The 23,695-nt window shown below is 71.0% G+C and carries 22 protein-coding genes; 11 read left to right on the plus strand and 11 right to left on the minus strand.

Features of this window, described 5'->3' with window-relative positions; genetic code table 11:
• Positions 1-354: 354 nt before the first annotated feature.
• The 4 genes from DXZ73_RS16305 to DXZ73_RS16320 form a co-directional block, all read right to left on the minus strand.
• A complete protein-coding gene (locus DXZ73_RS16305) occupies positions 355-1,662 on the minus strand; it encodes a hemolysin family protein (RefSeq protein WP_116211724.1) in 1,308 nt (435 codons plus the stop codon).
• The gene (gene ybeY, locus DXZ73_RS16310) at positions 1,659-2,156 is read right to left on the minus strand and encodes an rRNA maturation RNase YbeY (RefSeq protein ID WP_116211725.1); all 498 of its coding nucleotides are present in this window, start codon (positions 2,154-2,156) and stop codon (positions 1,659-1,661) included. The genes DXZ73_RS16305 and ybeY overlap by 4 nt, the downstream gene beginning before the upstream one ends.
• A 13-nt stretch (positions 2,157-2,169) precedes the next feature.
• Positions 2,170-4,242 carry a PhoH family protein gene (locus DXZ73_RS16315; RefSeq protein ID WP_116211726.1) on the minus strand — a complete coding sequence of 691 codons (2,073 nt, stop codon included), beginning with the start codon at positions 4,240-4,242 and terminating at the stop codon, positions 2,170-2,172.
• Between the two features lie 268 nt (positions 4,243-4,510).
• Complete coding sequence (locus tag DXZ73_RS16320) at positions 4,511-5,710, minus strand: carbohydrate kinase family protein (protein WP_116211727.1); 1,200 nt, start codon at positions 5,708-5,710, stop codon at positions 4,511-4,513.
• Positions 5,711-5,783: 73 nt separating this feature from the next.
• Between DXZ73_RS16320 and DXZ73_RS16325 the strand changes: the two genes are divergently transcribed.
• From DXZ73_RS16325 to DXZ73_RS16350, 6 genes are all read left to right on the plus strand, one after another.
• The gene (locus DXZ73_RS16325; RefSeq protein ID WP_116211728.1) at positions 5,784-7,163 is read left to right on the plus strand and encodes a 6-phospho-beta-glucosidase; all 1,380 of its coding nucleotides are present in this window, start codon (positions 5,784-5,786) and stop codon (positions 7,161-7,163) included.
• Positions 7,164-7,307: 144 nt separating this feature from the next.
• Positions 7,308-8,108: an HAD family acid phosphatase gene (locus tag DXZ73_RS16330; protein WP_116211729.1), complete on the plus strand. Its 801-nt coding sequence runs from the start codon at positions 7,308-7,310 to the stop codon at positions 8,106-8,108.
• Between the two features lie 72 nt (positions 8,109-8,180).
• Positions 8,181-9,467 carry an ATP-binding protein gene (locus tag DXZ73_RS16335; RefSeq protein WP_116211730.1) on the plus strand — a complete coding sequence of 429 codons (1,287 nt, stop codon included), beginning with the start codon at positions 8,181-8,183 and terminating at the stop codon, positions 9,465-9,467.
• Positions 9,464-10,555 carry a tetratricopeptide repeat protein gene (locus DXZ73_RS16340; RefSeq protein ID WP_116211731.1) on the plus strand — a complete coding sequence of 364 codons (1,092 nt, stop codon included), beginning with the start codon at positions 9,464-9,466 and terminating at the stop codon, positions 10,553-10,555. Before DXZ73_RS16335 ends, DXZ73_RS16340 begins: the two co-directional genes overlap by 4 nt.
• Before the next feature lie 43 nt (positions 10,556-10,598).
• The gene (locus DXZ73_RS16345) at positions 10,599-10,958 is read left to right on the plus strand and encodes a histidine triad nucleotide-binding protein (protein WP_116211732.1); all 360 of its coding nucleotides are present in this window, start codon (positions 10,599-10,601) and stop codon (positions 10,956-10,958) included.
• 14 nt (positions 10,959-10,972) lie between these two features.
• Positions 10,973-11,881: a ribonuclease Z gene (locus tag DXZ73_RS16350; RefSeq protein WP_116211733.1), complete on the plus strand. Its 909-nt coding sequence runs from the start codon at positions 10,973-10,975 to the stop codon at positions 11,879-11,881.
• A gap of 331 nt (positions 11,882-12,212) precedes the next feature.
• On the opposite strand, the gene DXZ73_RS16355 is transcribed toward DXZ73_RS16350, so the two are convergent.
• The gene (locus DXZ73_RS16355; RefSeq protein WP_162890220.1) at positions 12,213-12,770 is read right to left on the minus strand and encodes a hypothetical protein; all 558 of its coding nucleotides are present in this window, start codon (positions 12,768-12,770) and stop codon (positions 12,213-12,215) included.
• A gap of 231 nt (positions 12,771-13,001) precedes the next feature.
• On the opposite strand from DXZ73_RS16355, the gene DXZ73_RS16360 reads away from it, so the two are divergent.
• Complete coding sequence (locus DXZ73_RS16360) at positions 13,002-14,210, plus strand: glycosyltransferase (protein ID WP_205519349.1); 1,209 nt, start codon at positions 13,002-13,004, stop codon at positions 14,208-14,210.
• On the plus strand, positions 14,207-15,850 hold the full coding sequence (locus DXZ73_RS16365) for a phospholipid carrier-dependent glycosyltransferase (RefSeq protein ID WP_116211736.1): 1,644 nt from the start codon (positions 14,207-14,209) through the stop codon (positions 15,848-15,850). Before DXZ73_RS16360 ends, DXZ73_RS16365 begins: the two co-directional genes overlap by 4 nt.
• A gap of 124 nt (positions 15,851-15,974) precedes the next feature.
• On the opposite strand, the gene DXZ73_RS16370 is transcribed toward DXZ73_RS16365, so the two are convergent.
• Positions 15,975-16,745, minus strand: a complete 771-nt coding sequence (locus DXZ73_RS16370) for a helix-turn-helix transcriptional regulator (protein ID WP_116211737.1) — start codon at positions 16,743-16,745, stop codon at positions 15,975-15,977.
• A 118-nt stretch (positions 16,746-16,863) separates the two neighbouring features.
• Here DXZ73_RS16370 and DXZ73_RS16375 point away from each other — a divergent pair, with 118 nt between their 5' ends.
• Positions 16,864-18,435 carry an FAD-dependent monooxygenase gene (locus DXZ73_RS16375; protein ID WP_116211738.1) on the plus strand — a complete coding sequence of 524 codons (1,572 nt, stop codon included), beginning with the start codon at positions 16,864-16,866 and terminating at the stop codon, positions 18,433-18,435.
• Positions 18,436-18,536: 101 nt separating this feature from the next.
• Positions 18,537-19,307 carry a MerR family transcriptional regulator gene (locus tag DXZ73_RS16380; protein ID WP_116211739.1) on the plus strand — a complete coding sequence of 257 codons (771 nt, stop codon included), beginning with the start codon at positions 18,537-18,539 and terminating at the stop codon, positions 19,305-19,307.
• 45 nt (positions 19,308-19,352) lie between these two features.
• Here DXZ73_RS16380 and DXZ73_RS16385 read toward each other — a convergent pair whose 3' ends face one another.
• The 5 genes from DXZ73_RS16385 to DXZ73_RS16405 form a co-directional block, all read right to left on the minus strand.
• Positions 19,353-20,468 (minus strand): hypothetical protein, encoded by a 1,116-nt coding sequence (locus DXZ73_RS16385; RefSeq protein WP_162890221.1) that lies wholly within the window; start codon positions 20,466-20,468, stop codon positions 19,353-19,355.
• A 208-nt stretch (positions 20,469-20,676) separates the two neighbouring features.
• The gene (locus DXZ73_RS16390; RefSeq protein ID WP_116211741.1) at positions 20,677-21,195 is read right to left on the minus strand and encodes a lipoprotein; all 519 of its coding nucleotides are present in this window, start codon (positions 21,193-21,195) and stop codon (positions 20,677-20,679) included.
• A 151-nt stretch (positions 21,196-21,346) separates the two neighbouring features.
• Positions 21,347-21,847, minus strand: a complete 501-nt coding sequence (locus DXZ73_RS16395) for a DUF3515 domain-containing protein (RefSeq protein WP_240351371.1) — start codon at positions 21,845-21,847, stop codon at positions 21,347-21,349.
• Complete coding sequence (locus DXZ73_RS16400) at positions 21,844-22,068, minus strand: DUF6255 family natural product biosynthesis protein (RefSeq protein WP_162890222.1); 225 nt, start codon at positions 22,066-22,068, stop codon at positions 21,844-21,846. Before DXZ73_RS16400 ends, DXZ73_RS16395 begins: the two co-directional genes overlap by 4 nt.
• Positions 22,065-22,661, minus strand: a complete 597-nt coding sequence (locus DXZ73_RS16405; protein WP_116211743.1) for an ATP-binding protein — start codon at positions 22,659-22,661, stop codon at positions 22,065-22,067. The genes DXZ73_RS16400 and DXZ73_RS16405 overlap by 4 nt, the downstream gene beginning before the upstream one ends.
• Positions 22,662-22,839: 178 nt before the next feature.
• On the opposite strand from DXZ73_RS16405, the gene DXZ73_RS16410 reads away from it, so the two are divergent.
• Positions 22,840-23,694 (plus strand): helix-turn-helix domain-containing protein, encoded by an 855-nt coding sequence (locus DXZ73_RS16410; RefSeq protein WP_116215657.1) that lies wholly within the window; start codon positions 22,840-22,842, stop codon positions 23,692-23,694.
• Position 23,695 lies beyond the last annotated feature (1 nt).

The raw sequence follows: 23,695 nt of genomic DNA on the forward strand, positions 1-23,695 counted from the left end.
ATCTAATGCTCGGCTCCGCCGAGACCGGGGCTCCGCCCCGGACCCGTGCTCGGGTGCGGCCCGGCGGGCGCTTGTTCCCCAGCCCCGCCCCTTCCCGAAACTGGGGCTCGTGCCCCAGACCCCCGGCCTCGGGTTCGTTACCGCCTGCGGCGGAGCGCCCTGCGGGCGCGTCCTCAAACGCCGGACGGGCTGAATTTGCGGGCTACGGTCCGCGAAATCCAGCCCGTGGGGGCACCTCCCAGCGGTAGCTGGGGGAGATTTAGGACAAGCGGCGCAGCCGCTTCAGGGGGTCCGGGGTCTCCCCGGTTTCGGGAAGGGGCGGGGCTGGGGAACAAGCCCGCCGCAGGCGCAAGCTCAGGCCCGTTCGTCCTCGCGCACAGGATCCACCCGCACCGTCACGATGCGGTTCCGGCGACCCGCCGCAGACTCCGCCGTCAGCCGCAGCGCCCGGATCTCCGAGCGTTCCGACAGGCCGTACGCGGAGAGGTCGACCTCCGCCTTCGCGCCGGCGATCGGCACCCTCCCCAAAGCCTTCGCCAGGAGCCCGCCGACGGTCTCCACGTCCTCGTCGTCCAGCTCCAGACCGTAGAGCTCGCCGAGGTCGCCGATGTCGAGGCGGGCGGTGACGCGGTAGCGGCCGTCGCCGAGGTCCTCGACGGGCGGCAGCTCGCGGTCGTACTCGTCGGTGATCTCACCGACGATCTCCTCCAGGATGTCCTCGATGGTGACGATCCCGGCCGTGCCGCCGTATTCGTCGATGACGACCGCGCAGTGGTTGCGCTGCTGCTGCATCTCGCGCAGCAGGTCGCCCGCGTTCTTGGTGTCGGGTACGAACACGGCGGGCCGCATCGCCGTCGAGACCAGTTCGGACTCGGCGTCCCGGCTGATGTGCGTCTTGCGGGCGAGGTCCTTGAGGTAGACGACGCCGACGACGTCGTCCTCGTTCTCGCCGGTCACCGGTATCCGGGAGAAGCCGGAGCGCAGCGCCAGCGTGAGCGCCTGACGGATCGTCTTGCCGCGCTCGATGACGACCAGGTCGGTGCGGGGCACCATCACCTCGCGGACGAGGGTGTCGCCGAGCTCGAAGACGGAGTGCACCATGCGGCGCTCGTCGTCCTCGATGAGCGACTCCTTCTCCGCGAGGTCGACCATCGCCCGCAGCTCCGCCTCGGAGGCGAAGGGGCCCTTGCGGAAGCCCTTGCCGGGGGTGAAGGCGTTGCCGAGGAGGATCAGCAGCTGCGGCACCGGGCCCATGATCCGGGCGAGCGGCAGCAGCACGTACGCCGCGGCGGTGGCCGTGTTCAGCGGGTGCTGGATGCCGATGGTGCGCGGGGAGACCCCGACGGCCACATAGCTGACGAGCACCATCACCGCGATGGCGACGGTCAGCGCCTGCCAGGTGGCGTCGAACGACCGCAGGCAGACGTAGGTGACGAGGACGCCCGCCGCCATCTCGCAGGCGACGCGCACCAGCAGCGCCACATTGAGATAGCGGGTGGGGTCGGCGGCGACGGCCATCAGCCGGGCGCTGCCGCGCCGCCCCGACCGTACGGCCTCCTCGGCCCGGAACCGGGTGGTCCGGGCGAGGCCGGCCTCGGCGCAGGCGGCGAGCCAGGCGATGACGAGCAGCAGGACCGCGACCGCGATCAGCCGGCCGGTCACGTGATCGTCGGCGCCGGCGAGGGCCCCTCGATCCCGCGCTCGGCGCGCCAGCCGTCGACGATGGCCGCCTGGAGGCCGAACATCTCGGCCTTCTCCTCGGGCTCCTCGTGGTCGTAGCCGAGGAGGTGCAGGACGCCGTGGACGGTGAGCAGCTGGAGCTCCTCGTCCATGGAGTGGTTGGTCGGCGCGTCCTGGCCCTGCTTCTGCGCGACCTCGGGGCAGAGCACGATGTCGCCGAGCAGGCCCTGCGGGGGCTCGTCGTCGTCCTTGGCGGGCGGCCGCAGCTCGTCCATCGGGAAGGACATCACGTCGGTGGGCCCGGGGAGGTCCATCCACTGGATGTGGAGCTGCTCCATGGCTTCGGCGTCGACAACGATGACGGAGAGTTCGGAGAGCGGGTGGATGCGCATACGGGCGAGGGCGTAGCGGGCGACATCGAGGACCGCCTGCTCGTCGATGTCCGTGCCGGATTCGTTGTTGACGTCGATTGCCATGGGATTGCTTGACTTACTTTCCGTTGCGGCTGTCGTACTGCTCGTACGCGTCGACAATACGGCCGACCAGCTTGTGCCGGACCACGTCGTTGCTGGTGAGCCGGGAGAAGTGGACGTCCTCCACGCCTTCCAGGATCTCCTGGACCTGGCGCAGACCGCTCTTGGTGCCGCCGGGGAGGTCGACCTGGGTGATGTCACCGGTGATGACGATCTTCGAGTCGAAGCCGAGGCGGGTGAGGAACATCTTCATCTGTTCGGGGCTGGTGTTCTGTGCCTCGTCCAGGATGATGAAGGCGTCGTTGAGCGTGTTGTGCGTCAGCAGGTAGTCCTGGGTGACGTACAGCGAGTCCTCGGCCGCGACCTGGATGCAGACGGCCTCCTCGCGCCCCGCGGGCTCGATGCTGTCGATGAACCGCATCGGGCGGCCGCCGCCTCCGGCCGCGTGGTACTTGTCGCGCTTGCGGGCAAGACGGAAGGGCTCGATGCCTTCGGGGAGACGGATGTCGACGATGTGGGCGTCATGACGGTGAGCGACCTCGCGGCCGTTCGCCTTCCCGGGCTTCCGTCCTTCGGCCGCCCGGCGTCGGGTGTACGCGACACCGCCGAGCGACTGCACCAGCGAGATCACGTCATCCCGCAGAAGGATCGACGTGGTCGTGTACTGGATGCGACACGTGCGGTTCACCTGCGTGACCGGACCGCCGTCGGAGTCGAGCAGCCCTTGGAGGACGGCCAGACGCACCTCGGCCGAGTTCTGGAGGTAGTCGTCCGGGATGAACTTCGTGTGTGACCGACTGCCCAACAGGTCCAGGGTGCGCAGCATTCCGGTGACCGGGTTTTCCAGGGTGACCACGTCACCCTGCGCCTTCACACGGTTCAGGGTGTAGTCGGCACGGCCCTTCCAGCGCGCCTCGACACCGGGCAGAGCGGCTTCCAGTGCGACGGCGAGCTCCGGGTCCTCGGTGGCGAACGCCGGGGTCGTACGCCCCGTGAGGCAGCCGTCGCCCAGCAGGAGGCCCAAGGCGTACGGGTCCATGGGGACCTCACGCCCGGGGAACTCGACCGGCGCCGTGAGCAGCGGCAGCTCGTAGCGGCGAGCCTGAGCCGCGCGCAGATTGCCGATCATCTCCTTGGTCTCCAGGACCCGCCACGGCTTGTCGCGACGCTTGTCCGAGGCCGTGCGGACCGTCCACAGGTGCTCGCCGCAGCACAGGGTCCAGGCACCGTCCTGGGCCGTGACACGGTAGATGTCCTTCTCGCCCTGCGGATAGACGCCCAGGACCGGGGTCGGCTCACCGTTCGAACCGATGACCAGGTCACCGACCTGAAGGTCGCCGATAGGGCGCCAGCCATCAGGCGTCAGCACGTTCGTGAAGATCGGCTGGGCGCGGCCGCGCATGTACGCGAGCGGCGCGACCTCGATCGTCCCCGCGGCCATCAGGCGCGGGATCGAGTCGGGGTCGAGCATGTCGTGCAGGGCGTCGTAGAGCGGCCGCAGGTAAGGGTCGATCTTCTCGTAGAGCGTGCCGGGCAGGAAGCCGAGCCGCTCGCCCGCCTCGACGGCCGGCCGGGTCAGGATGATCCGGTTGACCTGCTTGGACTGCAGGGCCTGGACCGCCTTGGCCATGGCCAGATAGGTCTTCCCGGTGCCCGCGGGGCCGATGCCGAAGACGACCGTGTGCTTGTCGATGGCGTCGACGTAGAGCTTCTGGTTGAGCGTCTTGGGGCGGATGGTGCGGCCCCGGCTGGAGAGGATGTTCTGGGTGAGGACCTCGGCGGGGGTCGCCTCCTGCCCCTCTTCGTTGCGAAGCATGGCGATCGACCGTTCCACCGCGTCCTCCGTCATCGGCGCGCCCGTGCGGAGCACCAGCATCATCTCGTCGAACAGGCGCTGCACGAGGGCGACTTCCCGTGGGTCCCCGCTGGCGCTGACCTCGTTGCCCCGTACGTGTATGTCCGTGCCGGGGAATGCCTTCTCGATCACGCGCAGGAGCGAGTCCCCGGAGCCCAGGACCGTCACCATGGGGTGCTTGGCCGGGACGGTGAACCGGGCGGTCGCCTGCGGCTGTGTGGGTGTCTGAGTCATGGGCCGGCTCTGGGGCCTGCTCATCCCTCTTTCCGTGTCCGTCTGGGTCTGTCTGCTGTGTCTTCAGGGTACGTCGGTGCACCGATAACCCTTACGGGTTTTACGGCCTGTGCAGGGGGTCTCCGTCGGGTCGCGGCCCGACACCCGCGCGGACGTGGCGGCTCCGCTCCGGCGGCCCGGAGTAAGCCGCGCGCACCACCCCCGAGGGCGAGGGTCCGGCGGATCCGTGACGCCACGGCGCATGAACGGCCCGGTCCGCCGGATACGGCTAAGGCTGGCGGAAACCCAGCGTGGGGACCGCGCGGCGGAGCGGCCAGGGGCGGGCCGCCGCGGGCAGGATGCCGTCGAGGAAGGCGTAGCGGCGCAGGGCGGCCGGGGGCTGGTCGTCGAAGGACCGCGCGTGCTTCCACCAGGCGGCGATCTCCACCCAGCCGGGTGCGGACAGCGACCCCCCGAATTCCTGTACGGACAGGGCGGCGGTCAGGCCCGCGAAGGCCAGCCGGTCGGCGAGCGGCCAGCCGGCGAGGGTGCCGGTGACGAAGCCCGCGACGAAGACGTCGCCCGCGCCGGTCGGGTCGAGCGCCTCGACGGCGATGGCGGGCACCTCGGCGCTCTCGCCCGTACCGCTGTCGACCGCGTAGGCGCCCTTCTCCCCCATGGTGACGACGGCGACCGGCACCTTCTCGGCCAGCGCGCGGGCGGCGGCGCGCGGGCAGTCGGTCCGGGTGTAGCGCATGGCCTCCTCGGCGTTGGGCAGGAAGGCCTCGCAGTGCTCCAGGTCGGCGAGGTCGGCCGGGTCCCAGCGGCCGGTCTCGTCCCAGCCGACGTCGGCGAAGACCCGGCTGCCCCGGCGGGCGGCGCTCGCGATCCACTCCTCCTGCCGGCCGGGCACCAGGAGGGCGACGGCCGCCCGGGCCGGGGGCGGGCACTCGGGGGCCGGCTCTCCCCCAGCTACCGCTGGGGGTGCCCCCACCGGCGGCGGCGCCTCGTGCCCGTGGGAGACCATCGTCCGCTCGCCCTCGTAGGCCATGGAGACGGTGACCGGGGAGTGCCAGCCGGGGACCATGCGGGAGAGGCCGAGGTCGATGCCCTCGCCCCGGGAGAGCGCCTCCCAGCAGTACTCGCCGTACATGTCGTCACCGAAGGCGGCGGCGAGCGAGGTGCGCAGCCCCAGCCGGGCGAGGGCGGTGGCCATGTTGGCGATGCCGCCGGGGCTGGAGCCCATGCCGCGCGCCCAGGACTCGGTGCCGCGCACGGGGGCGGTGTCCAGGCCGGTGAAGATGATGTCGAGGAAGACCGTCCCGGTCAGATAGACGTCAGTGTCCGGGTCGCCTTCGGCGCGCACTTCCGCGAGCGGGTCGAGGACGGGTACCGCCGCCCCGGCGAAGTCCTCGGCACACCCACCCCCCTGCAAGCGCTCGCCGGGGAAAGCCGACTGCGGTGCCGCATGAGGCGAAATGATCGTCATGCTCGCTCGCTGCTCCTCTCACAGGGGGTGCGGGTCCGGACAGTCTGCCCGATGCTGCGATACGTTCCGTTCCATGAGGCTGACGATTCTCGGCGGTGGCGGTTTCCGAGTGCCCTTGGTGCACCGGGCCCTGTTGGACGACGCGCGGCGCGGCACTCCCGGCCGCTGCACGGAACTCGTGCTCTACGACACCGACTCCATGCGTCTGCGGGTGATCGCGTCCGTACTGGCCGCGCAGGCGACGGATGTGCCGGACGCCCCGGTGGTCCGTATCGCCCGCGGCCTGGACGAGGCCCTGAGCGGTGCGGACTTCGTCTTTTCGGCGATCCGGGTGGGCGGCACCGCCGGGCGCGTGCGGGACGAACGGATCGCCCTCGGCGAGGGCGTGCTGGGACAGGAGACGGTGGGCGCGGGCGGTGTGCTCTACGGGCTGCGGACGATCCCCGTGGCCCTGCACATCGCCGAGCGGGTGGCGGAGGTCGCCCCCGACGCGTGGGTCATCAACTTCACCAATCCGGCGGGCATGGTCACCCAGGCGATGGCATCCGTGCTGGGCGAACGGGTCATCGGGATCTGTGATTCACCCGTGGGGCTGGTGCGGCGCGCGGCGCGGGCCGCGGGAGTCGACCCCGACCGGGTGACATTCGACTATGTGGGCCTCAACCACCTGGGCTGGCTGAGGTCGTTGAAGGTGAACGACAGGGATCTGCTGCCCGAACTCCTGGCGAACGACCGCGCGCTCGCCTCCTTCGAGGAGGGCAAGCTGTTCGGCACGGAGCTGCTCCAGGCCCTCGGCTGCCTGCCCAACGAATATCTGCACTACTACTACTTCCGCCGCGAGACCCTGCGTTCGGTCCTGGAGGCGGTCGAGACCCGCGGCGAGTTCCTCGACCAGCAGCAGGGCGGGTTCTTCCACGAGGCGGCCGAGTCGCCCGACCAGGCGTACCGGCTGTGGGAGCGGACCCGGCTGCACCGCGAGGAGACCTACATGGCCGAGAGCCGGGCCGCGAGCGGCGGCTGGCAGCGCGACTCGTGCGACCTGGAGGGCGGCGGCTACGACCAGGTGGCGCTGGCCCTGATGCGGGCGGTCTCCCGGGACGAGCGCACGCGCCTCATCCTCAATGTGCCCAACGGCACGACCGTTCCGGCGCTGGACCCGGACGCCATCATCGAGACGGTGTGCGAGGTGGGCGCGGGCGGCGCAAGACCGCTGCCGTGCGCCCAGCTGAGCGACGACCAACTCGGGCTGATGCTCCAGCTCAAGGCCGTCGAACGGGCCGCGATCCAGGCAGCCGTGCACCACGACCGCACGGCCGCGCTCCGCGCGCTGGTGCTGCATCCGCTCGTCGACTCCCCCGCGGCGGCGGCCCGCATCCTGGACCGCGCGGCGGCGAACACCGAGGCCGGCGGCTGGGGTTCCGCGGCCCGGCGGCAGGAGCCCACGGCGGTGTGACACGGCGGGCGCCGGGGCTCCCCCGGGGCCCGTTGTCCGTACCGCCGGTCTCCGCGCGTAGAAAACCCGCCCCGATACCCTTGACCGAGGACCGCCAAACCTCTAGTTTCGCGCTGCACCCACCTTGCTCACCTGGAGTCCTTCGTGCAGCCCTCCCTCGCGTCCAAGCGCAAGCGCACCCGCATCGCCGCCGTCACCGCGGCCGTCGCCCTCGGCACCGGCCTCTACGCGGCGGGCGCGGCCTCCGCCGACCACTCCGCTCCGCGTTCGGACAAGGAGATCCCGAACCTCACCAAGGTCACCGACAAGATCAAGGCCTACTACGGCGACACCGTGGACAAGAAGGGCCAGCACTACGCGTCGCCGGACAGCAACTACGCCAAGCAGCTCGCGGACATCCAGAAGAAGGCCAAGGCCCAGCTGGAGCGCACGGTCAAGAACAAGCCCGGCAAGAAGGGCGCCAAGCCCGCCATCGTGCTGGACGTCGACGACACCACCCTGCTGACCTACAACTACGAGCTCCAGCAGGGCTTCCACTTCACGCCCGAGTCCCAGGACGCGTACCTGAAGTCCACGGACATGGCCCCCGTCTTCGGCATGCCGCAGCTCGTCAACTGGGCGCAGTCCAAGGGCATCACGGTCTTCTACGTCACCGGCCGCGACGAGCACCAGCGCGACTGGAGCGTCCGCAACCTCAAGAACGCGGGCTACAAGCCGGCCGCCGACCCCGCGCACTTCTTCCTGAAGAACAAGAAGACGCCCCCGGCGTACCTGCCGTGCGGCGCGTCCTGCACGACGGTCGAGTACAAGTCGGGCACGCGCAAGCACATCGAGTCCGAGGGCTACGACATCGTCGCCAACTTCGGCGACCAGTACAGCGACCTGACGGGCGGCTACGCGAACCACACGTACAAGCTGCCGAACCCGATGTACTTCCTGCCGTAACCGGGATCCGGGGTCCGGGGGCGAAAGCCCCCGGATTCCGGGCGCCGCCCGGCTCGGACATACCCTGGGGCCATGTCCGAGTCACCGCTCATCACGAGCCTGCGTACAGCGGTCGAAGCCGCCCCCGACGACGTGCCCCTGCGCCTGCACCTCGCCCAGCTTCTGCTCGACGCGGGACACGGTCAGGACGCCATCGCCCACGTCGCCGCCGCGCTGCAGCGCGAACCCGGCAACGCCGACGCCCAGGCGCTGATAGCCCGCGCCGTCGCGCCCCCCGCTGCCGCACCCGCCGCCGCGCCCGCCGAACCGGCCGCCCCCACCTCGTACGACTGGAAGCTCGCCGAGAACGAGCTCTCCGACGTCGTACCGCCCGCCTTCGTCCGGTCGGAAGCGATGGAGGAGCCGGAAGAGGCCGCGGCGCCGCCGCACCCGCACCCCCCGCTCGCCGCCGACGGCGGTGACTCCGACGACGACTCCCTCTGGGAGGTCGAGACCGGCAGCGTCAAGCTCGCGGACGTCGGCGGGATGTACGAGGTCAAGGAGCGCCTGGAGGCGGCCTTCCTCGCCCCCATGCGCAACCCCGAGCTGCGCAAGCTGTACGGCAAGAGCCTGCGCGGCGGACTGCTGATGTACGGGCCGCCCGGCTGCGGCAAGACGTACATCGCGCGCGCCGTGGCGGGAGAGCTCGGCGCCCGCTTCATGTCGGTCAGCATCAGCGACGTCCTCGACATGTGGATCGGCAGGTCCGAGCGCAACCTGCGCCAGCTCTTCGAGACCGCCCGGCGCAACTCCCCGTGCGTGCTCTTCCTCGACGAGATCGACGCCCTCGGCGCCAGGCGCAGCCAGGTCCGCCACACCGGCATGCGCAACACCGTCAACCAGCTCCTCACCGAGCTCGACGGCGTCGACGGCGGCGCCGACGACGGCGTCTTCGTGCTCGCCGCCACCAACCACCCGTGGGACGTCGACACCGCGCTGCGCCGGCCGGGCCGCCTCGACCGGATGCTGCTCGTCCTGCCGCCCGACCAGCCCGCCCGCGAGGGCATCCTGCACCACCACCTCAAGGACCGGCCCGTCGCGGGCATCGACCTGGCCAAGCTGGCCAAGCGGACGGACGGGTTCTCGGGCGCGGACCTCCAGCACCTGTGCGAGTCCGCGGCGGAGCGGGCGCTGCTGGACTCCGTACGGACCGGCCGGGCCCGCATGATCGAGATGTCCGACCTGCTCGGCGCGCTCGACCACATACGGCCGTCGACCGGGCCGTGGTTCGCCTCGGCGCGCAACGTGGCGCAGTTCGCGAACGAGGGCGGCGCCTACGACGAGCTGCTCGCGTATCTGAAGCGGAAGAAGATGCTTTGAGCACCACCACCCCCGGCGCCGTGGCCCGTGCCATGGCCCTCATCGAGATCGAGCGCTACGAGCAGGCCGAGAAGATACTGAGGGAGCACCTGGCGCTGGAGCCGGACGACTCCCGGGCCTGGGAGCGCCTCGCCGCCTGCCGCTTCGAGGCCGAGGACTACGTCGGCGCGCGGCGGGCCGCCGACGAATCCCTGCGGGTGAACCCGGACGAGGCGGACGCCCACCTGCGGCGGAGCGAGGCCCTGCGGGCCAACACCATGTGGTACGACGCCGTGGACGCGGCCCGCGAGGGCGTGCGGCTGCTCCCGCAGGAGCCCATCCCGCGGGTGGTGCTGGCCAAGGCGCTGCGCCTGCTGCCGGGCGGCGAGGGGCTCGGCGAGGCGTACGCGACGGCCCTGGAGGCGATCCGGCTGGGCCCGGAGCTGGCCTCCGCCCACTTCGCGCTCTACATCGTGGCGTACGACATGGGCCGCAAGGACATCTGCGAGCAGGCCATGCGCCACGTGCTCACCTTCGACCCCGGCAACGGCAGCGCCCGCAACAACCTCGCGGCCCTGGCCGCCGAGCGGCCCCACGCCGATCTCTACGACGCCCTGGGCGATGTCTCGGCGGCCCTCGCCGCCGACCCCAACTCCCCGAGCGCCCACCACAACCTGCGGTTCATCACCGGCAAGCTGATGCGCCGCGCCTGCTGGCCCGCTCTCGCGTGCTTCGCCGTCGCCATCTTCACGATGGTCGTCACCGACACGTCCGAGCCCGGCCGCAACCTGCCCCCGTCCATCCCCCTCGCCGCCCGGCTCGCCGGGATCGCGGCGATGGCCGCGGTCTGGACCGGCTGCCTCCTGTGGGCCCGGCACAGGATCCCCGCGCCGCTGCGCGGCTTCGTGACGCAACTGCCCCGGCGCAGCGTCCCCCTCCGCGCGATCGCCCTGGGCGCGGCGTGGTGCACGCTGTTCTCGGTCCTGCTCCTGACGGTCCGCCTGGACCCGCAGTGGCTGTTCGGCGCCTTCAACGTCAGCGCCCTGGGCGGCCTCGGGGCCTGCATGGCGTTCGCGACCAGGACGAAGAGCCGGAATGCCCGCCGGTAAGATCCGCTGGGTATCAGCCGAACGAGATCCTGAGGAGCCACCGGTGGCGGGAGAACCGCAGGCCGACTGCCTGTTCTGCAAGATTGCCTCGGGGAAGGTGCCGGCGACCGTCGTCCGGGAGACCGACACGACCGTCGCGTTCCAGGACATCAACCCCCAGGCGCCCACGCACGTCCTGGTGGTCCCCAAGGCGCACTACCCCGACGCCGCCTCCCTGGCCGCGGCGGAGCCGCAGGTCGCCGCCGATCTGCTGTGCGCGGCGGAGGAGGTGGCCGCGATGACCGGGATCAAGGAGACGGGCTTCCGGATCGTCTTCAACACCGGCGCGGGCGCCGGGCAGACCGTCTTCCACGCGCACGCCCATGTACTCGGCGGCCGTTCCCTCAACTGGCCCCCCGGCTAAACGGAGCAACTCCCTTGTCCGTACGCGAACTCGTCGTCCTGGGCACCGCCAGCCAGGTGCCCACCCGGCACCGGAACCACAACGGCTACGTCCTGCGCTGGGACGGCGAGGGGCTGCTCTTCGACCCCGGCGAGGGGACGCAGCGGCAGATGCTGCGGGCGGGGGTGGCCGCGCACGACCTCGACCGGATCTGCGTCACCCACTTCCACGGTGACCACTCGCTCGGGCTCGCCGGGGTGATCCAGCGCATCAACCTCGACCAGGTGCCGCACCCGGTCACCGCGCACTACCCGAGGAGCGGGCAGCGCTTCTTCGACCGGCTGCGGTACGCCACGGCCTACCGCGAGACGGTGAAGCTGGTCCAGGAGCCGGTGTCGGGCGAGGGCGCGGTGCTCGCCGAGACCCCCTCGTACGTCCTTCAGGCGCGCCGCCTCTCCCACCCCGTCGAGTCCTACGGCTACCGCCTGACCGAGCCCGACGGCCGGCGCATGCTGCCCCACCTGCTGGCGGAGCACGGCATCGCCGGGCCCGACGTGGGACGCCTCCAGCGGGACGGCGTGCTCGGCGGGGTCACCCTGGACGCGGTGAGCGAGGTGCGGCGCGGGCAGCGGTTCGCGTTCGTGATGGACACGCGGCTGTGCGACGGGGTGTACGCGCTGGCCGAGGGGTGCGACATGCTCGTCATCGAGTCGACGTTCCTGGACGAGGACGCGGCGCTGGCGGCCGATCACGGTCATCTGACGGCGGGGCAGGCGGGGGCGGTTGCCGCGTCCGCGGGGGTGCGGCATCTGGTGCTGACGCATTTTTCCCAGCGGTACGACGACCCTTCGCTCTTCGAGCGGGCCGCGCGTGCGGCGGGGTTTTCCGGAGAGCTGACGGTGGCCAGGGACTTGACGCGGGTGCCGGTGCCGCGGCGGGTCTAGTTTTCCCCCACCCCGCCCCTTCCCGCAGCATCTGATGCTCGGCTCCGCCGAGGCCGGGGCTCCGCCCCGGACCCGTGCTCGGGTGCGGCCCGGCGGGCTTTGTTCCCCAGTCCCGCCCCTTCCCGAAACCGGGGAGACCCCGGACCCCCTGAAGCGGCTGCGCCGCTTGTCCTCAAACGCCGGACAGGCTGAAATCAGCCCGTCCGGCGTTTGAGGACGCGCCCGCAGGGCGCCCCCGCCGCAGGCGGCAACGGACCCGAGGCCGGGGGTCTGGGGCACGAGCCCCAGTTGCGGGAAGGGGCGGGGTGGGGAACAAAGCTCGCCGCAGGCGCTACTTGCCCGGCAGCGGCGACGGCGTCGGCGGAGGCTGCGTCGACACCCCCCGCCCGGAGGGCGAGCAGCTCGGCGAGGAGGAGTGACCCGCCGGAGGCGTCCGAGGCCCGCCACCGGACGACGCACTCGCCCGCGAGCAATCCCCCAGCACCGCCACCACGAAGACCGTCCGACCGTCCACCTTCGCCGTCACCCGCCCCTTGACGCACGCATCGCCCGAGATCCCCGTCACCCGCCCAAACACAATGATCTTGCCGCCACCCCCGGTCCGGCCCTGGCAGTCGACGCCGATCGCGGGGACCGGCCGCGGTGACCCCTTGTCCGTGACGCCGCCGTCCTCCGCCTTTCCGCTGCACGACACCCAGCGCACGTCGTAGCCTTCGTGCTTGAGCTCGTCCGTGGCCCGTTTGCCGGTGGTGACGGCGACGGTGATCGCGTCGAGGCCGTCACCGGTCGGTTCGCAGCCGGTGAGGGCCAGCAGTGCCGGGCCCATGAGCGCCGCGACTCCCGCCGCGTACAGCACCCGCCGGCCGCGTATGCGCCTCAATGCACCCATAGAGGGCAGCTTCCCACTCCCGCGCCCCGTACGGAAGTGGGTCCCGCGGGAAGGCGTCGGGCTGTCAACTTCCTTTCACCGCCCATCAGTTCGGGGGTGCCCGTTTCACCCGTTCCGCACCTCGGCGCCGCCCGCCGCCCGTAGCCTCTCGTGCGAAGGCGAGCCATACGCGGGGGGACTTCGTTGCTCACGTCCGTTGTCGTCTGTGCCGTGTCCCTGACGCTGTTCTGGATGGCCGCGTTCACGCTGTGGTGGCAGATGCACGCCTGGCGCACGCCCGAGACGCTGGCCGCGACCCGCTTCGAGCAGCCGAGCGGCGACACGGCCCTGAGCTTCTCGCTCCTGCTGCCCGCCCGGCACGAACAGGCCGTGCTCGAACCGACCGTCAGGCGGCTGCTGGAGTCCACGCACACCCGCTTCGAGATCCTGGTGATCGTCGGCCACGACGACCCGGAGACCGCAGCGGTCGCCGAGCGCGTCGCCGCCGCGGCGCCCCGGCACGTACGGGTGATCGTCGACACCCACGCGAAGAAGAACAAGCCCAAGGCCCTCAACACCGCGCTCCCCCACTGCCTCGGGCAGGTCGTCGGGGTCTTCGACGCCGAGGACCAGGTGCACCCGGCGCTGCTCGCGCACGTCGACCACGCCTTCCGCGCGACGGGCGCGGACGTGGTGCAGGGCGGCGTCCAGCTGATCAACTTCCACTCCAGCTGGTACAGCCTGCGCAACTGCCTGGAGTACTTCTTCTGGTTCCGCAGCCGCCTGCACCTGCACGCGCAGAAGGGGTTCATCCCGCTGGGCGGCAACACCGTCTTCGTCCGCACGGACGTGCTGCGCGAGGCGGGCGGCTGGGACCCGAACTGCCTCGCGGAGGACTGCGACCTGGGCGTACGGCTGTCGAGCAAGGGGCGGCGCGTCGTCGTGGCGTACGACTCCGAGATGGTCACCCGCGAGGAGACCCCGGACAGCCTGCTGAGCCTGCTGAAGCAGCGCACCCGCTGGAACCAGGGCTTCCTCCAGGTCTACCGCAAGCGGGACTGGCGGCGGCTGCCCACCTTCGGGCAGCGGATGCTGGCCCGCTACACCCTGATGACGCCGTTCATGCAGGCGTTCACCGGGGTCGTCATCCCGCTCAACGTCGTGGTGACCTTCCTCCTGGACGTGCCCGTCCAGGTCGCCGTGCTGACCTTCCTGCCCGCGGTCACCGCCTTCGTCACGTTCGTCTTCGAGGTCGTCGGGCTGCACGACTTCGGCGTGCAGTACGGGCTCCACGTGCGCTTCCGGCACTACCTCAAGCTGATCGCGGGCGGCCCCTGGTACCAGCTGCTGCTCGCCGGGGCCGCGATCCGCGCGGTCTGGCGGGAGCAGCGGGGCCGCAACGAGTGGGAGCTGACCCAGCACGTAGGCGCGCATCTGATCCGAGAGGACGTCACTTCGTGACCCCGCTTGTCGTGTCCGGCCCGCCCGCCACCGCCTTCCGGCCGCCGCCCGTGCCGCGGCGGCCGCCGGTGGTCGTCAGACCGGTGCTGCGGCTGCGCAGGTCCGCGCCGGACCTGGCGCTGTGCGGGCTGTTGCTCGCCGTGGTCGTGGTCGTGCAGGGCTGGAACATCACGGGCTACCCCTCCCTCAGCGACGACGAGGGGACCTACCTCGCCCAGGCGTGGGCCGTCCAGCACGGCAAGGGGCTCGCGCCGTACACGTACTGGTACGACCATCCGCCCCTGGGCTGGCTGCAGCTCGCGGTGCTCACCTGGGTGCCCTCCGTCGTCGCGCCGGAGCTGATGTCGGTCGCTCCGATGCGCTGCGCGATGCTGCTGGTGTCGGCGGCGAGCGCGGTGCTGGTGTACGTGCTGGGGCGGCGGCTCGGGCTGCAGCACTGGGCGGCGGGGCTGGCCATGGCCCTGTTCGGGCTGTCGCCGCTGTCCGTCGTCTTCCAGCGGGAGATCTTCCTCGACAACATCGCCGTGATGTGGATGCTGCTGGCCTTCTGTCTGGCGGCCTCCCCCCGGCGGCATCTGTGGCACCACTTCGGGGCGGGCCTGGCCGCGGCGGTCGCCGTGCTGACGAAGGAGACCATCCTGGTCGTGCTGCCCGCGCTGCTGCTGACGATGTGGCGCCACAGCCACCGCGACACCCGGAAGTTCGCGGTGACCGGGGCGGTGCTGGCCTGCGCGCTGACGGGCCTGTCGTATCCGCTGTTCGCGCTGCTCAACCACGAGCTGTTCCCCGGGCCCGGCCATGTGTCGCTCGTCGGCGGCGTCACCTACCAGATGAGCCGGGCGGGTTCGGGCTTCCTGCTCTCCCCCGGCTCGGCCGCCCACCGGGTGCTGGACTCCTGGCTGTACTACGACCGGGCCCTGCCGCTGGGCGGGCTGCTCGCCGCTGTCCTGCTGCTGGTGGGCGTGCGCCGTTCCGTCACGGGCCGGTCGCTCGCCGGGCCCGCGGTGGCCGTGCTGCTGCTGGCGGCCGTCGCGCTGCGGCCGTCCGGCTATCTCCCCGCGATGTACGTCATCCAGGCGCTGCCCTTCCTCGCCCTGACCCTCGCCGGGGTGGCCGCGGCGATCGCGTGCGCGCTGCTGCGCACGCGCCCGGGGTTCTGCCGTCGCTGGTATCCGGCGCGCTGGACGGCGGTCGTGCTGCTGGTCGCGGCGGCGGGCTTCTGCGTCGGGCCGCGCTGGTACGACGGCACGCGCGTCGCCCTCACCGCGGATGTCAACAGCCCCTACCGCGCGGCGGTTTCCTGGCTGCGGGACCCGGACAAGGTCCCCGATGCGCGCCGGACGCGCGTCCTCACCGACGACGCGGTCTGGCTCGACCTCGTGCACTCCGGCTTCGCGCCCCGCACCGGGGCCGTCTGGTTCTACAAGGCCGATCTCGACCCGGCCGTGGCGAAGACCCTGCCCCACGGCTGGCGGGACGTCGACTACGTCGTCACGACCCCCACGGTCCGCCGCGACGCCCCGTCGCTGCCCACGGTCGATGCCGCCCTCCGGCACTCCGCCCCCGTGGCCGCCTTCGGCAAGGGCCCGTCCCGTGTGGAGATCCGCCGGGTGGACCGGGTGCGGGAGCGGGCCCGCTGAGCGGCAGGGCGGGCCCGCGAGAGGCGTGCCGTCGCCGAATCCCCCGTGTCCGGCGTCGGCGGCCGGCCTCTGTATACGAGCTTGACGGGGGCGCCGGGGCCAGGCCATAGGGAGATCTTCCTACTCACACGACGAGCCCGAAGCGCCGCGCGAGCGATACCGTGGAGACGCGGTTGTTCGTGCCGAGCTTGCGGTAGACCTTCTCCAGGTGGCGGTTGACGGTGTGCGGCGAGATGGTGAGGCGCCGGCCGATGCCGTCGGCGGTGAGGCCCTCGGCGAGCAGCCCGAGGACGGTGAGTTCGCGAGGGGTCAGCCCGTGGTCCTCCACCGGGCGCGCCGCTCCGCCCGCGGCCGCCAGCGCCTCGCGCAATCGCGTCTGTTCGCGTATGTGCCGGTCCGCGCCGATCAGCAGTGGCTGGATCCTTTCGGCGAAGGCGAGCTCGTGCGCACTGAAGTCCCCCAGACGACCGAGCGAGACGGCCCGCAGGACACCCGGTTCGACCGGCGGCAGCGGAACGCCGAGCTGCTGCGTCGTGCCGTAGTCCCGGCGCGCCTCGGAGTAGATCTGCGAGTGGCGCCACCTCTCGCAGATGTCACTGACGATCACCGGCCCCCGCAGGTCGGTGGCCATATAGGAGATCAGCGGGTGCTTCTGCAGCACGCGCCGCCGGATGACCTCCCCGGCGGACTCCCCGATCGACTCGGGCGCCCACCCCTCGGCCCGTCCCGTCCGCTGCACCGGGCGCAGCTCCGCGAAGATCACCGTGTTGCAGTCGAAGGCGGCGTGCAGCTGCCCGGCGATCAGCTGCCCCGACGACGCGGGGTCGTCGTTCTCGAGGACGGCGACGAGGAGGTCGAGCATGCGCTCGTAATCCCGGGTGTGGAGCTGCGACATGCTCCGAGCATGTCGCTCCGCGCGGGGAGGGCGTGCACGGATGGTCGGATTTCGGTCATCCGCCTGTCACACTCACCGAGTGCCCCGCTGGGCCCGAGGTGAGCAGGAGGACTTCGACATGCCTGTGGCGAACGCCGAGACGGACGTATTGATCGTCGGTGGCGGGCCGGTCGGGCTCACCGCCCGAGCGCTCCTGGAACGCTGGGGCGTGCAGGTGCTGCTGGTCGAGAAGCACCGCGAGTTGTCGCCGTTTCCGCGATCCCGGCTGGTCAACGTGCGCTCGATGGAGATCTTCCGCCGGCTCGGGCAGGCCACCGCGATCACCGCCGCCGCGTTCGCGCCGGAGTACGGCCGCATCCGCTTCCGCGACACCCTGTCCGACCGCGACTTCGCCACCGCGGCGATGGTCGGGGTCGACGCGCCGGTGCCCGAGAGCCCCGTGATCGGCGCGGTCACCTCGCAGGACCGGCTGGAACCCATCCTGCTCGCCGCGGCGGAAGCGCAGGTGCGGTTCGGATCCGGGCTGACCGGCCTGGCCGAGGAGACCGACGGCGTCGTGGCCCTGCTCGTCGACCGTCACAGCGGTGACGAGACCCGGGTCCGTGCCCGTTATGTACTCGCCGCCGACGGTGCGAACTCCACCGTCCGGCAGCTGCTGGGAATCGACACCACGGGCCCCGGGGCGCTGGGGGGTGTCACCACCGTCGTGTTCGACGCCGATCTCGACCGCTGGTGCGCCCGCCGGCCCGCCGGGGTCTACTTCACCGCGCACGGCTCGTTCCTCCCGCTCTACCCGGAAGGGGGCTGGGCCTGGTTCGCCCCCACACCCGAAGACCCCGCGCGCGCCGACTGGTCCGGCCTCGTCTCGCGCGCCCTCGGCCCAAGCGCCGAGGTACGGGTCGAGGTGCTGCGGGTCCAGCACTGGGTGATGAACGCGTTCGTCGCCGAGCGCTTCCGCCATGGCCGGATCCTGCTGGCCGGCGATGCCGCGCACGCCATCCCCATCATCGGTGGCCTGGGCATGAACGCCGGCGTCGCCGATGTGCACAACCTCTGCTGGAAACTGGCGGGCGTTCTCCACGGGTGGGCCGGGCCGGGCCTGTTGGAGACGTACGAGTCGGAACGCCAACCGGTCGCCCACCGGACTCTCCGCCAAGCAGTGGCCAACACCCAGCTTCTGCTCCAGGTGCAGAACCGACGCCGCGACCAGCTCCGAACCGGCGAAGCGGCATCGGCCCCGATCGAACTGCCCTGGTCGGAGGCGTACTTCGCCCAACTCGGCCTCGTGCTCGGCGTCGCCTACCGCTCCGGCGCCGTCCTCGCCGGCGACGACACCCCACCCGAACCGTACGACGAAGGCACGGACTACGTGCCCACCACAGATCCAGGGCATCGCATGCCGCACCTCTGGCTCACACCCGACAGCTCCACGCTCGACACCTTCGGCGAGTGGTTCACCCTCCTGACCCCGGATCCCGCCCACTGGGAGCGACAAGCCGCCACCACACCCTGGCCGCTGCACATCGAGCCCCTTCCGCACGAGCACATCGACCTCTGCGGCCTCCGCCCGCACGGAGCACTGCTCATCCGGCCCGACGGCCACATCGGCGCCCGCTGGCGCGACCGCCCGCCGAGCGACGCCGCCCTCCGCCATGCCCTCAGCACGATCACCGGCTCGGCGCCCGAATGACGTCGGCCGTTGCCGATTCCGGGTTGCGGTTTCCGTTGCGTCAACTTCTACGGTCTTGCTGTGGGGCCGGAGGGACCGGCCCGGCGATGGGAGGCGGAGCCATGATCTGGTCGATCGCGGACGTGGCCCGGATGTCCGGGGTGACGTCCCGGACGCTGCGGCACTACGACGAGATCGGTCTGCTGCCGCCCGCGGGGATCGGGAGCAACGGGCACCGCTACTACGAGGAGGCCGGTCTGCTGCGGTTGCAGCAGATCCTGCTGATGCGGGAGCTGGGCGTGGGGCTGCGCGAGATCCGGGCGGTCCTGGACAGCCAGGTCGACCAGGTGGCCGTGCTCCGTGAGCACCACCAGCGGCTGCTCGCGGAGCGGAACCGGCTGGAGACGCTCGCCCACACGGTCGGCCGCACCATCGCCGAACTGGAGGAAGGCAAGGACGACAACGACATGACGAAGATTAACAGGCCGGAGAACCTGTTCGAGGGCTTCGAGCACTCCGAGCACTCCGAGCACGAGGCCGAGGCACGGGAGCGCTGGCCGGAGCACTGGGAGCAGTCCCGGCAGGCCGTCGCGACGATGACCGCCGAGGACACCGACCGCTGGCAGCGTGAGGCGACGGCGCAGATGATCCGCATGGCCGAGTTCATGGTGGCCGGCACCCCGGTCGCCGATCCCGCGGTACAGGCCGAGATCGACGCCCACTACCGGGGCGTGTGCCGGTTCTGGACCCCGAACGCGGCCGCGTACAAGGGGCTGGGCCGGACCTACGCCGACGACCCGCGGTTCCGCGCGAACTTCGACAAGATCGCCGACGGGCTGGCCGCCTACCAGTGCGACGCGATGGCCGTCTACGCCGAGGCCCGGCTGAGCTGAGCCGACGGCTCACCACCGTGCCGGGGGGCTGCAGACCCTCGGCGCTCAGCAGTCCTTCTCGGGAAGAGTCAGCTGCGCCACCCTCGCGGTCGTCAGCTCGGTGGCGAGCACGCTGCGCTCCAACGGCAGCAAGCGGTGCGCCTTGCAACGCTGCGTCGGCAGCGCCGCGTACTCCTCCCCGACGACCCGCGTCCAGGACGGGTCGAACCGCACCCGGACGATGAGATCCCGCGCCTTGTCGGAGACGATCGACGATCCCAGCAGCCACAGACCGGGCCCGCGCCCCGTGCCCGGCGGATCGAAGGCCAGGTGCAGCAGCCCCGCCGACTGTCCCTGCGGATCGCGCAGCCGGTGCCAGTCGATCTGCCCGTTCCCGTCGATCCTGCCGAACGTGCCGGTGCCCGTCTCCGCCGTGCCGAGCAGCACCACCCAGACGCCGCCGGGCCCGCTGATCAGCCCCACCGGTGTGCTGCCGTGCTCCGCCGGGACCGGGATCTGCGACGTACGCCCGCTCCGCGGGTCGATCCGCAGCAACGAGCTCGCGCTGTCCTGGCTGACGTAGAAGTCCCCGCTGGCCGGGTGCCGGGCGGCGAAGATGGGCTGGCGCCTCGCCTCGAAGAGCCGATGGCGTGCCGGACACGTGTGGTCCAGGGCCAGCACCTGGTTGCTCTCCTTCAGCGTCACCCACAGCACGTCGTCGTACTCGTTGACGTAGTGCGGCCCCCGGCCGCCGCCGGGAATGTCGATCTCCCGCTCCACGCATGGCGCGGCATCGAGCGCGTCCGCCCTCGGATCCACCAGGAGCAACCGGTTCCCGCCCTCGTGCGTGGCCCAGATCCTCCCGGGGTGACGCGCCGAGACGGCCAGCCCGTGCAACAGCGCGTCCGACGGCCCGAGGGGGAACGCCCTGATGCCCGTCACCTGCTCGGTACGCGGATCGAGCCGCAGCTTCACCAGATGGCTATTGGACATCTGCGACACCAACGCCATCGGCCTGCCGGGCATTTTGACGATCTCGTGCGTCTCCTCGGCGAACGGCAGCTCGTACTCCACCACCGCCCCCGGCTCGGCCGCCACGCCCTTCGGCGCCCCGAACAACGCCCCGGCCACGGTCAGCCCGCCCAGGGCGAGCAACCGACTCTGAAATGTGCGGCGATCCAACCCGGCTCCCCCTGGTGCGCGCGGCTCTCTCAGCGACGGGTATATGGAAGCGGTATGTCCTGGCGGCCAGTTGACGGATCTGCCGCAATCACCCTTGTGGGTGAGGGAATACCAGCCGCATCTGATGCAGGGAATGGTGAAGTGGTTCAACTCCGGCAGGACCACCGGCAGGTGAGCAGGTGTGCCTGCACGGACCTCTGCACCACCGTCAGCTGAGCTTGCCGAGAGCCGCCTTGTACTTTGCTGCCTGGTCCGGGGTGAGCAGGTGGGACAGCCTCAGGACGACGTCGCCGTGCTGGTAGTCGTACTCGGCGAACGCCTGCACGGACTTGGTGACCGCCGTGACGTACTTGGCGCGGGCCGCGGCGTCTTCCAGGCTGGGGAAGACTTCCACGCTTCCGCCGAGCTGCAGGTCACCCGCCTTGTACAGCTGGGTGCCGCCGAGCTCGGTGTCCTTGCTCGGGATCTGCGAGTCCGCGAACGCAATCTTCGACGTGTACTGGCCGGGTCGGCCGAGCAGGTGGTTGGGGTCGTTCACCGCGGTCGCCGTCCACGTCAGCTTGGCCGTCGGTACCGCGGCGGCGAGTGCCTTGAATACGCCAGTAGCGTCCGATGTGGACGAGGCCGGGGTCACCGGGCCTTTGCCGTCGGTGGTCGGCGCGGACTTGCCGCTGCTGCAGGCAGCAAGCAGCAGAACAGCAGCGATGAGCAGGATGGATCGGCGCACGAGGCCCCCTTGATGGCGCGGATGTTGCGTGCGCCCACAGTGGCAGTTGCGTACGGAGCACGTGCGCTTGTTGCCGGAGCGTGATGACGAGAGGGGAGGATCTGGGCCCGGCCGGGCGTCACTTCGGCCGGAGTTGAACACCTCGTGGGCACTAGATCATGCCGAACGGGACCGTCTTCCGGACCGCGTCCGAGAGGGCGTCGAAGAGGCCGAGCCCGCCGGCCTCTCCCCTGAATTCCTCCGGTACGGTCACCTCCACCCACGCCTCCCGCTTCGAGGTCGTACAACGAACGCTGCCATCCGACTGTTGCTCCGGCGTCCACTCGACGCCGTTGACTTCCCACGTGGCCGAGCCCGGTCGGTAGCGCTTGTAGCCGGGCGTCAGGATCAGGGGCTTCCGCACACCGCAGCGCAGCGTGATGGCCGGATCGCCCCAGGCCGCCGTGAACTCCGAAGCGGGGCCGCCCGGCTGGCGCTTCAGGCCGTTCAGCGTCGCGGGCAGTTCCTTGTGCAGGGCCCGGCAGTACGCGGCCTCCTTCCCTGTCGGCGACGGGACCGGTTCGGCGCTCGCGGTGCCGTCGGCGGACGTGCAGCCGACGGCGACGGACAGGGCGGCGACCGCGGGCAGCCACCGGCGGAGGGAGGACTTCACTTGTTGATCATAGAAAAGCGGGTGCGGCGCGCGAGCCGGGCCATGTGGTGGGCGGCCTCGCGGTCCGCCGCGTGGCGGTCCCGGGGCTTCGGGGTGACCCACAGCGGCAGGCCCGGCGGGCGCAGCGCCGCGTAGTCCGCGAAGCGGCGGGTTCCGCAGCCGCCGCAGCTCGACGCGCTTCCGCTGCGCGTCCACCCCGACCGGTGCTGGCAGTTCTTCACCACATCGCCCCGTCCGGGAGGTGGACCTCGCGGAAGTGCCTGCGTACGGCGATCGTCGCCACCTCGACCGTCCGCCGGGCCGCGCCCGACGCGACCGCCTTCCGGCGCGCGCCCTCCAGTTCCGCGCACTCGGCGCAGCCGACCGGTGAGGCACTCGCCTCGCGCTCCGCACGGCCCAGCTCGAACCACAGCACCTTGCCGCCCGCCCGCGCGTCGACCCCGTCGCTCCCCCACGCACTCGCCCACCGCCGCACGAGCAGCAACCCCCGCCCGCCGTCGGACTCCGGGCCGCCCGACGCGTCCCCCTCCGCCCCACCGAACAGCGCAGGAATCCTCGGACAGGTGTCCCACACGCTCACCCGCAGGTGATCCCCTTCCTCGCCCTCGACGCGCACGGAGGAGGGGCCTTCCGTGTGCACGTACGCGTTCGTGACCAGCTCGGACGTCAACAGCTCGGCTGTTTCCACGAGTTCCGGCATGCCGTGCCCGTCGAGGACGGACCGGAGTGTGGCCCTGGCGATTCCGGGTGCGCGGGGGTCGCGCGGCAGTTCGAGGGTGTACGTCCAGGGCTGCGGTTTGGTTACGGTGGCCATGGAAGTCTCCTGGCGGGAAGTGGAGTTGGGATCACTTCGGCGAGTACGCCGCGCCGAGTGGTGTGGCTCACACGCTAGCGCGCTTCATGGACTACATTCCCCGTAATCCATGAACAGCAGTCCATGAGACCCGATCGAGCGACAACACCGCACTGTGTGCGAGCACCAGAGGAGCACGATGCCGCCGAGCACACCTCTACCGACCGTACGGAGACGCCGACTTGGGGCGGAGCTGCGAAGACTCCGGGAGCGGGCGGATCTGTCCGCGACAGAGGCTGCGGTTCGATTCGGCGTCACCCAGTCACGTATCAGCAACATCGAAGCCGGCCGGTACGGAGTGAGCGCGGACAGGGTGCGAGCGCTGGCGCGCACCTACGACTGCTCGGACCAGCCCCTGATCGAAGCGCTCGCCGCGATGACGGGTGAGCGTAAGCGCGGGTGGTGGGAGGAGTACCGGGAAACGCTCCCGGAGAGCCTGCTCGCACTGTCCGAGGTCGAACACCACGCCACCGCGCTACGCGTCGCCCAGGCCATCACCGTCCCGGGCTTGCTACAGACTCCGGAACACGCCCGTACGATCTTCCGCGAGTTCGTGCCCTCGCTACCACCTCATGCCGTGGAATACCGCGTATCGCACCGCATCAAGCGGCAGGTGATTCTCTTCCGCGACGAGCCTCCCCGATACACGGCCATCATCCACGAGGCCGCTCTCAGGATGCGGTTCGGCGGGCCAGAGACGGCCGCGGCTCAACTTGCGCATCTCATCTCCATGAGCGAGCGGCCCAACGTGACCGTCATCGCCATCCCCTTCACGGCAACGTCCTTCCCCGTCTCAGGCCACGGCGTCGACTATTTCCATGGCGCAGTGTCCCAACTCGACACGGTCAACATCGATGCAGCCCATGGCGGGCAACTGATCGACCAGACCGCCAGCCTGGAAAGATTCCGCACCATGCTCGATCGCATGGAGGAGGTCGCGCTCAATCCCACCAAGTCACGTGACCTCATGCACCGCATCGCAAAAGACATCTGAA

Source organism: Streptoverticillium olivoreticuli subsp. olivoreticuli (assembly GCF_003391135.1).
GTDB classification, from domain to species: Bacteria; Actinomycetota; Actinomycetes; order Streptomycetales; family Streptomycetaceae; genus Streptomyces; species Streptomyces blastmyceticus.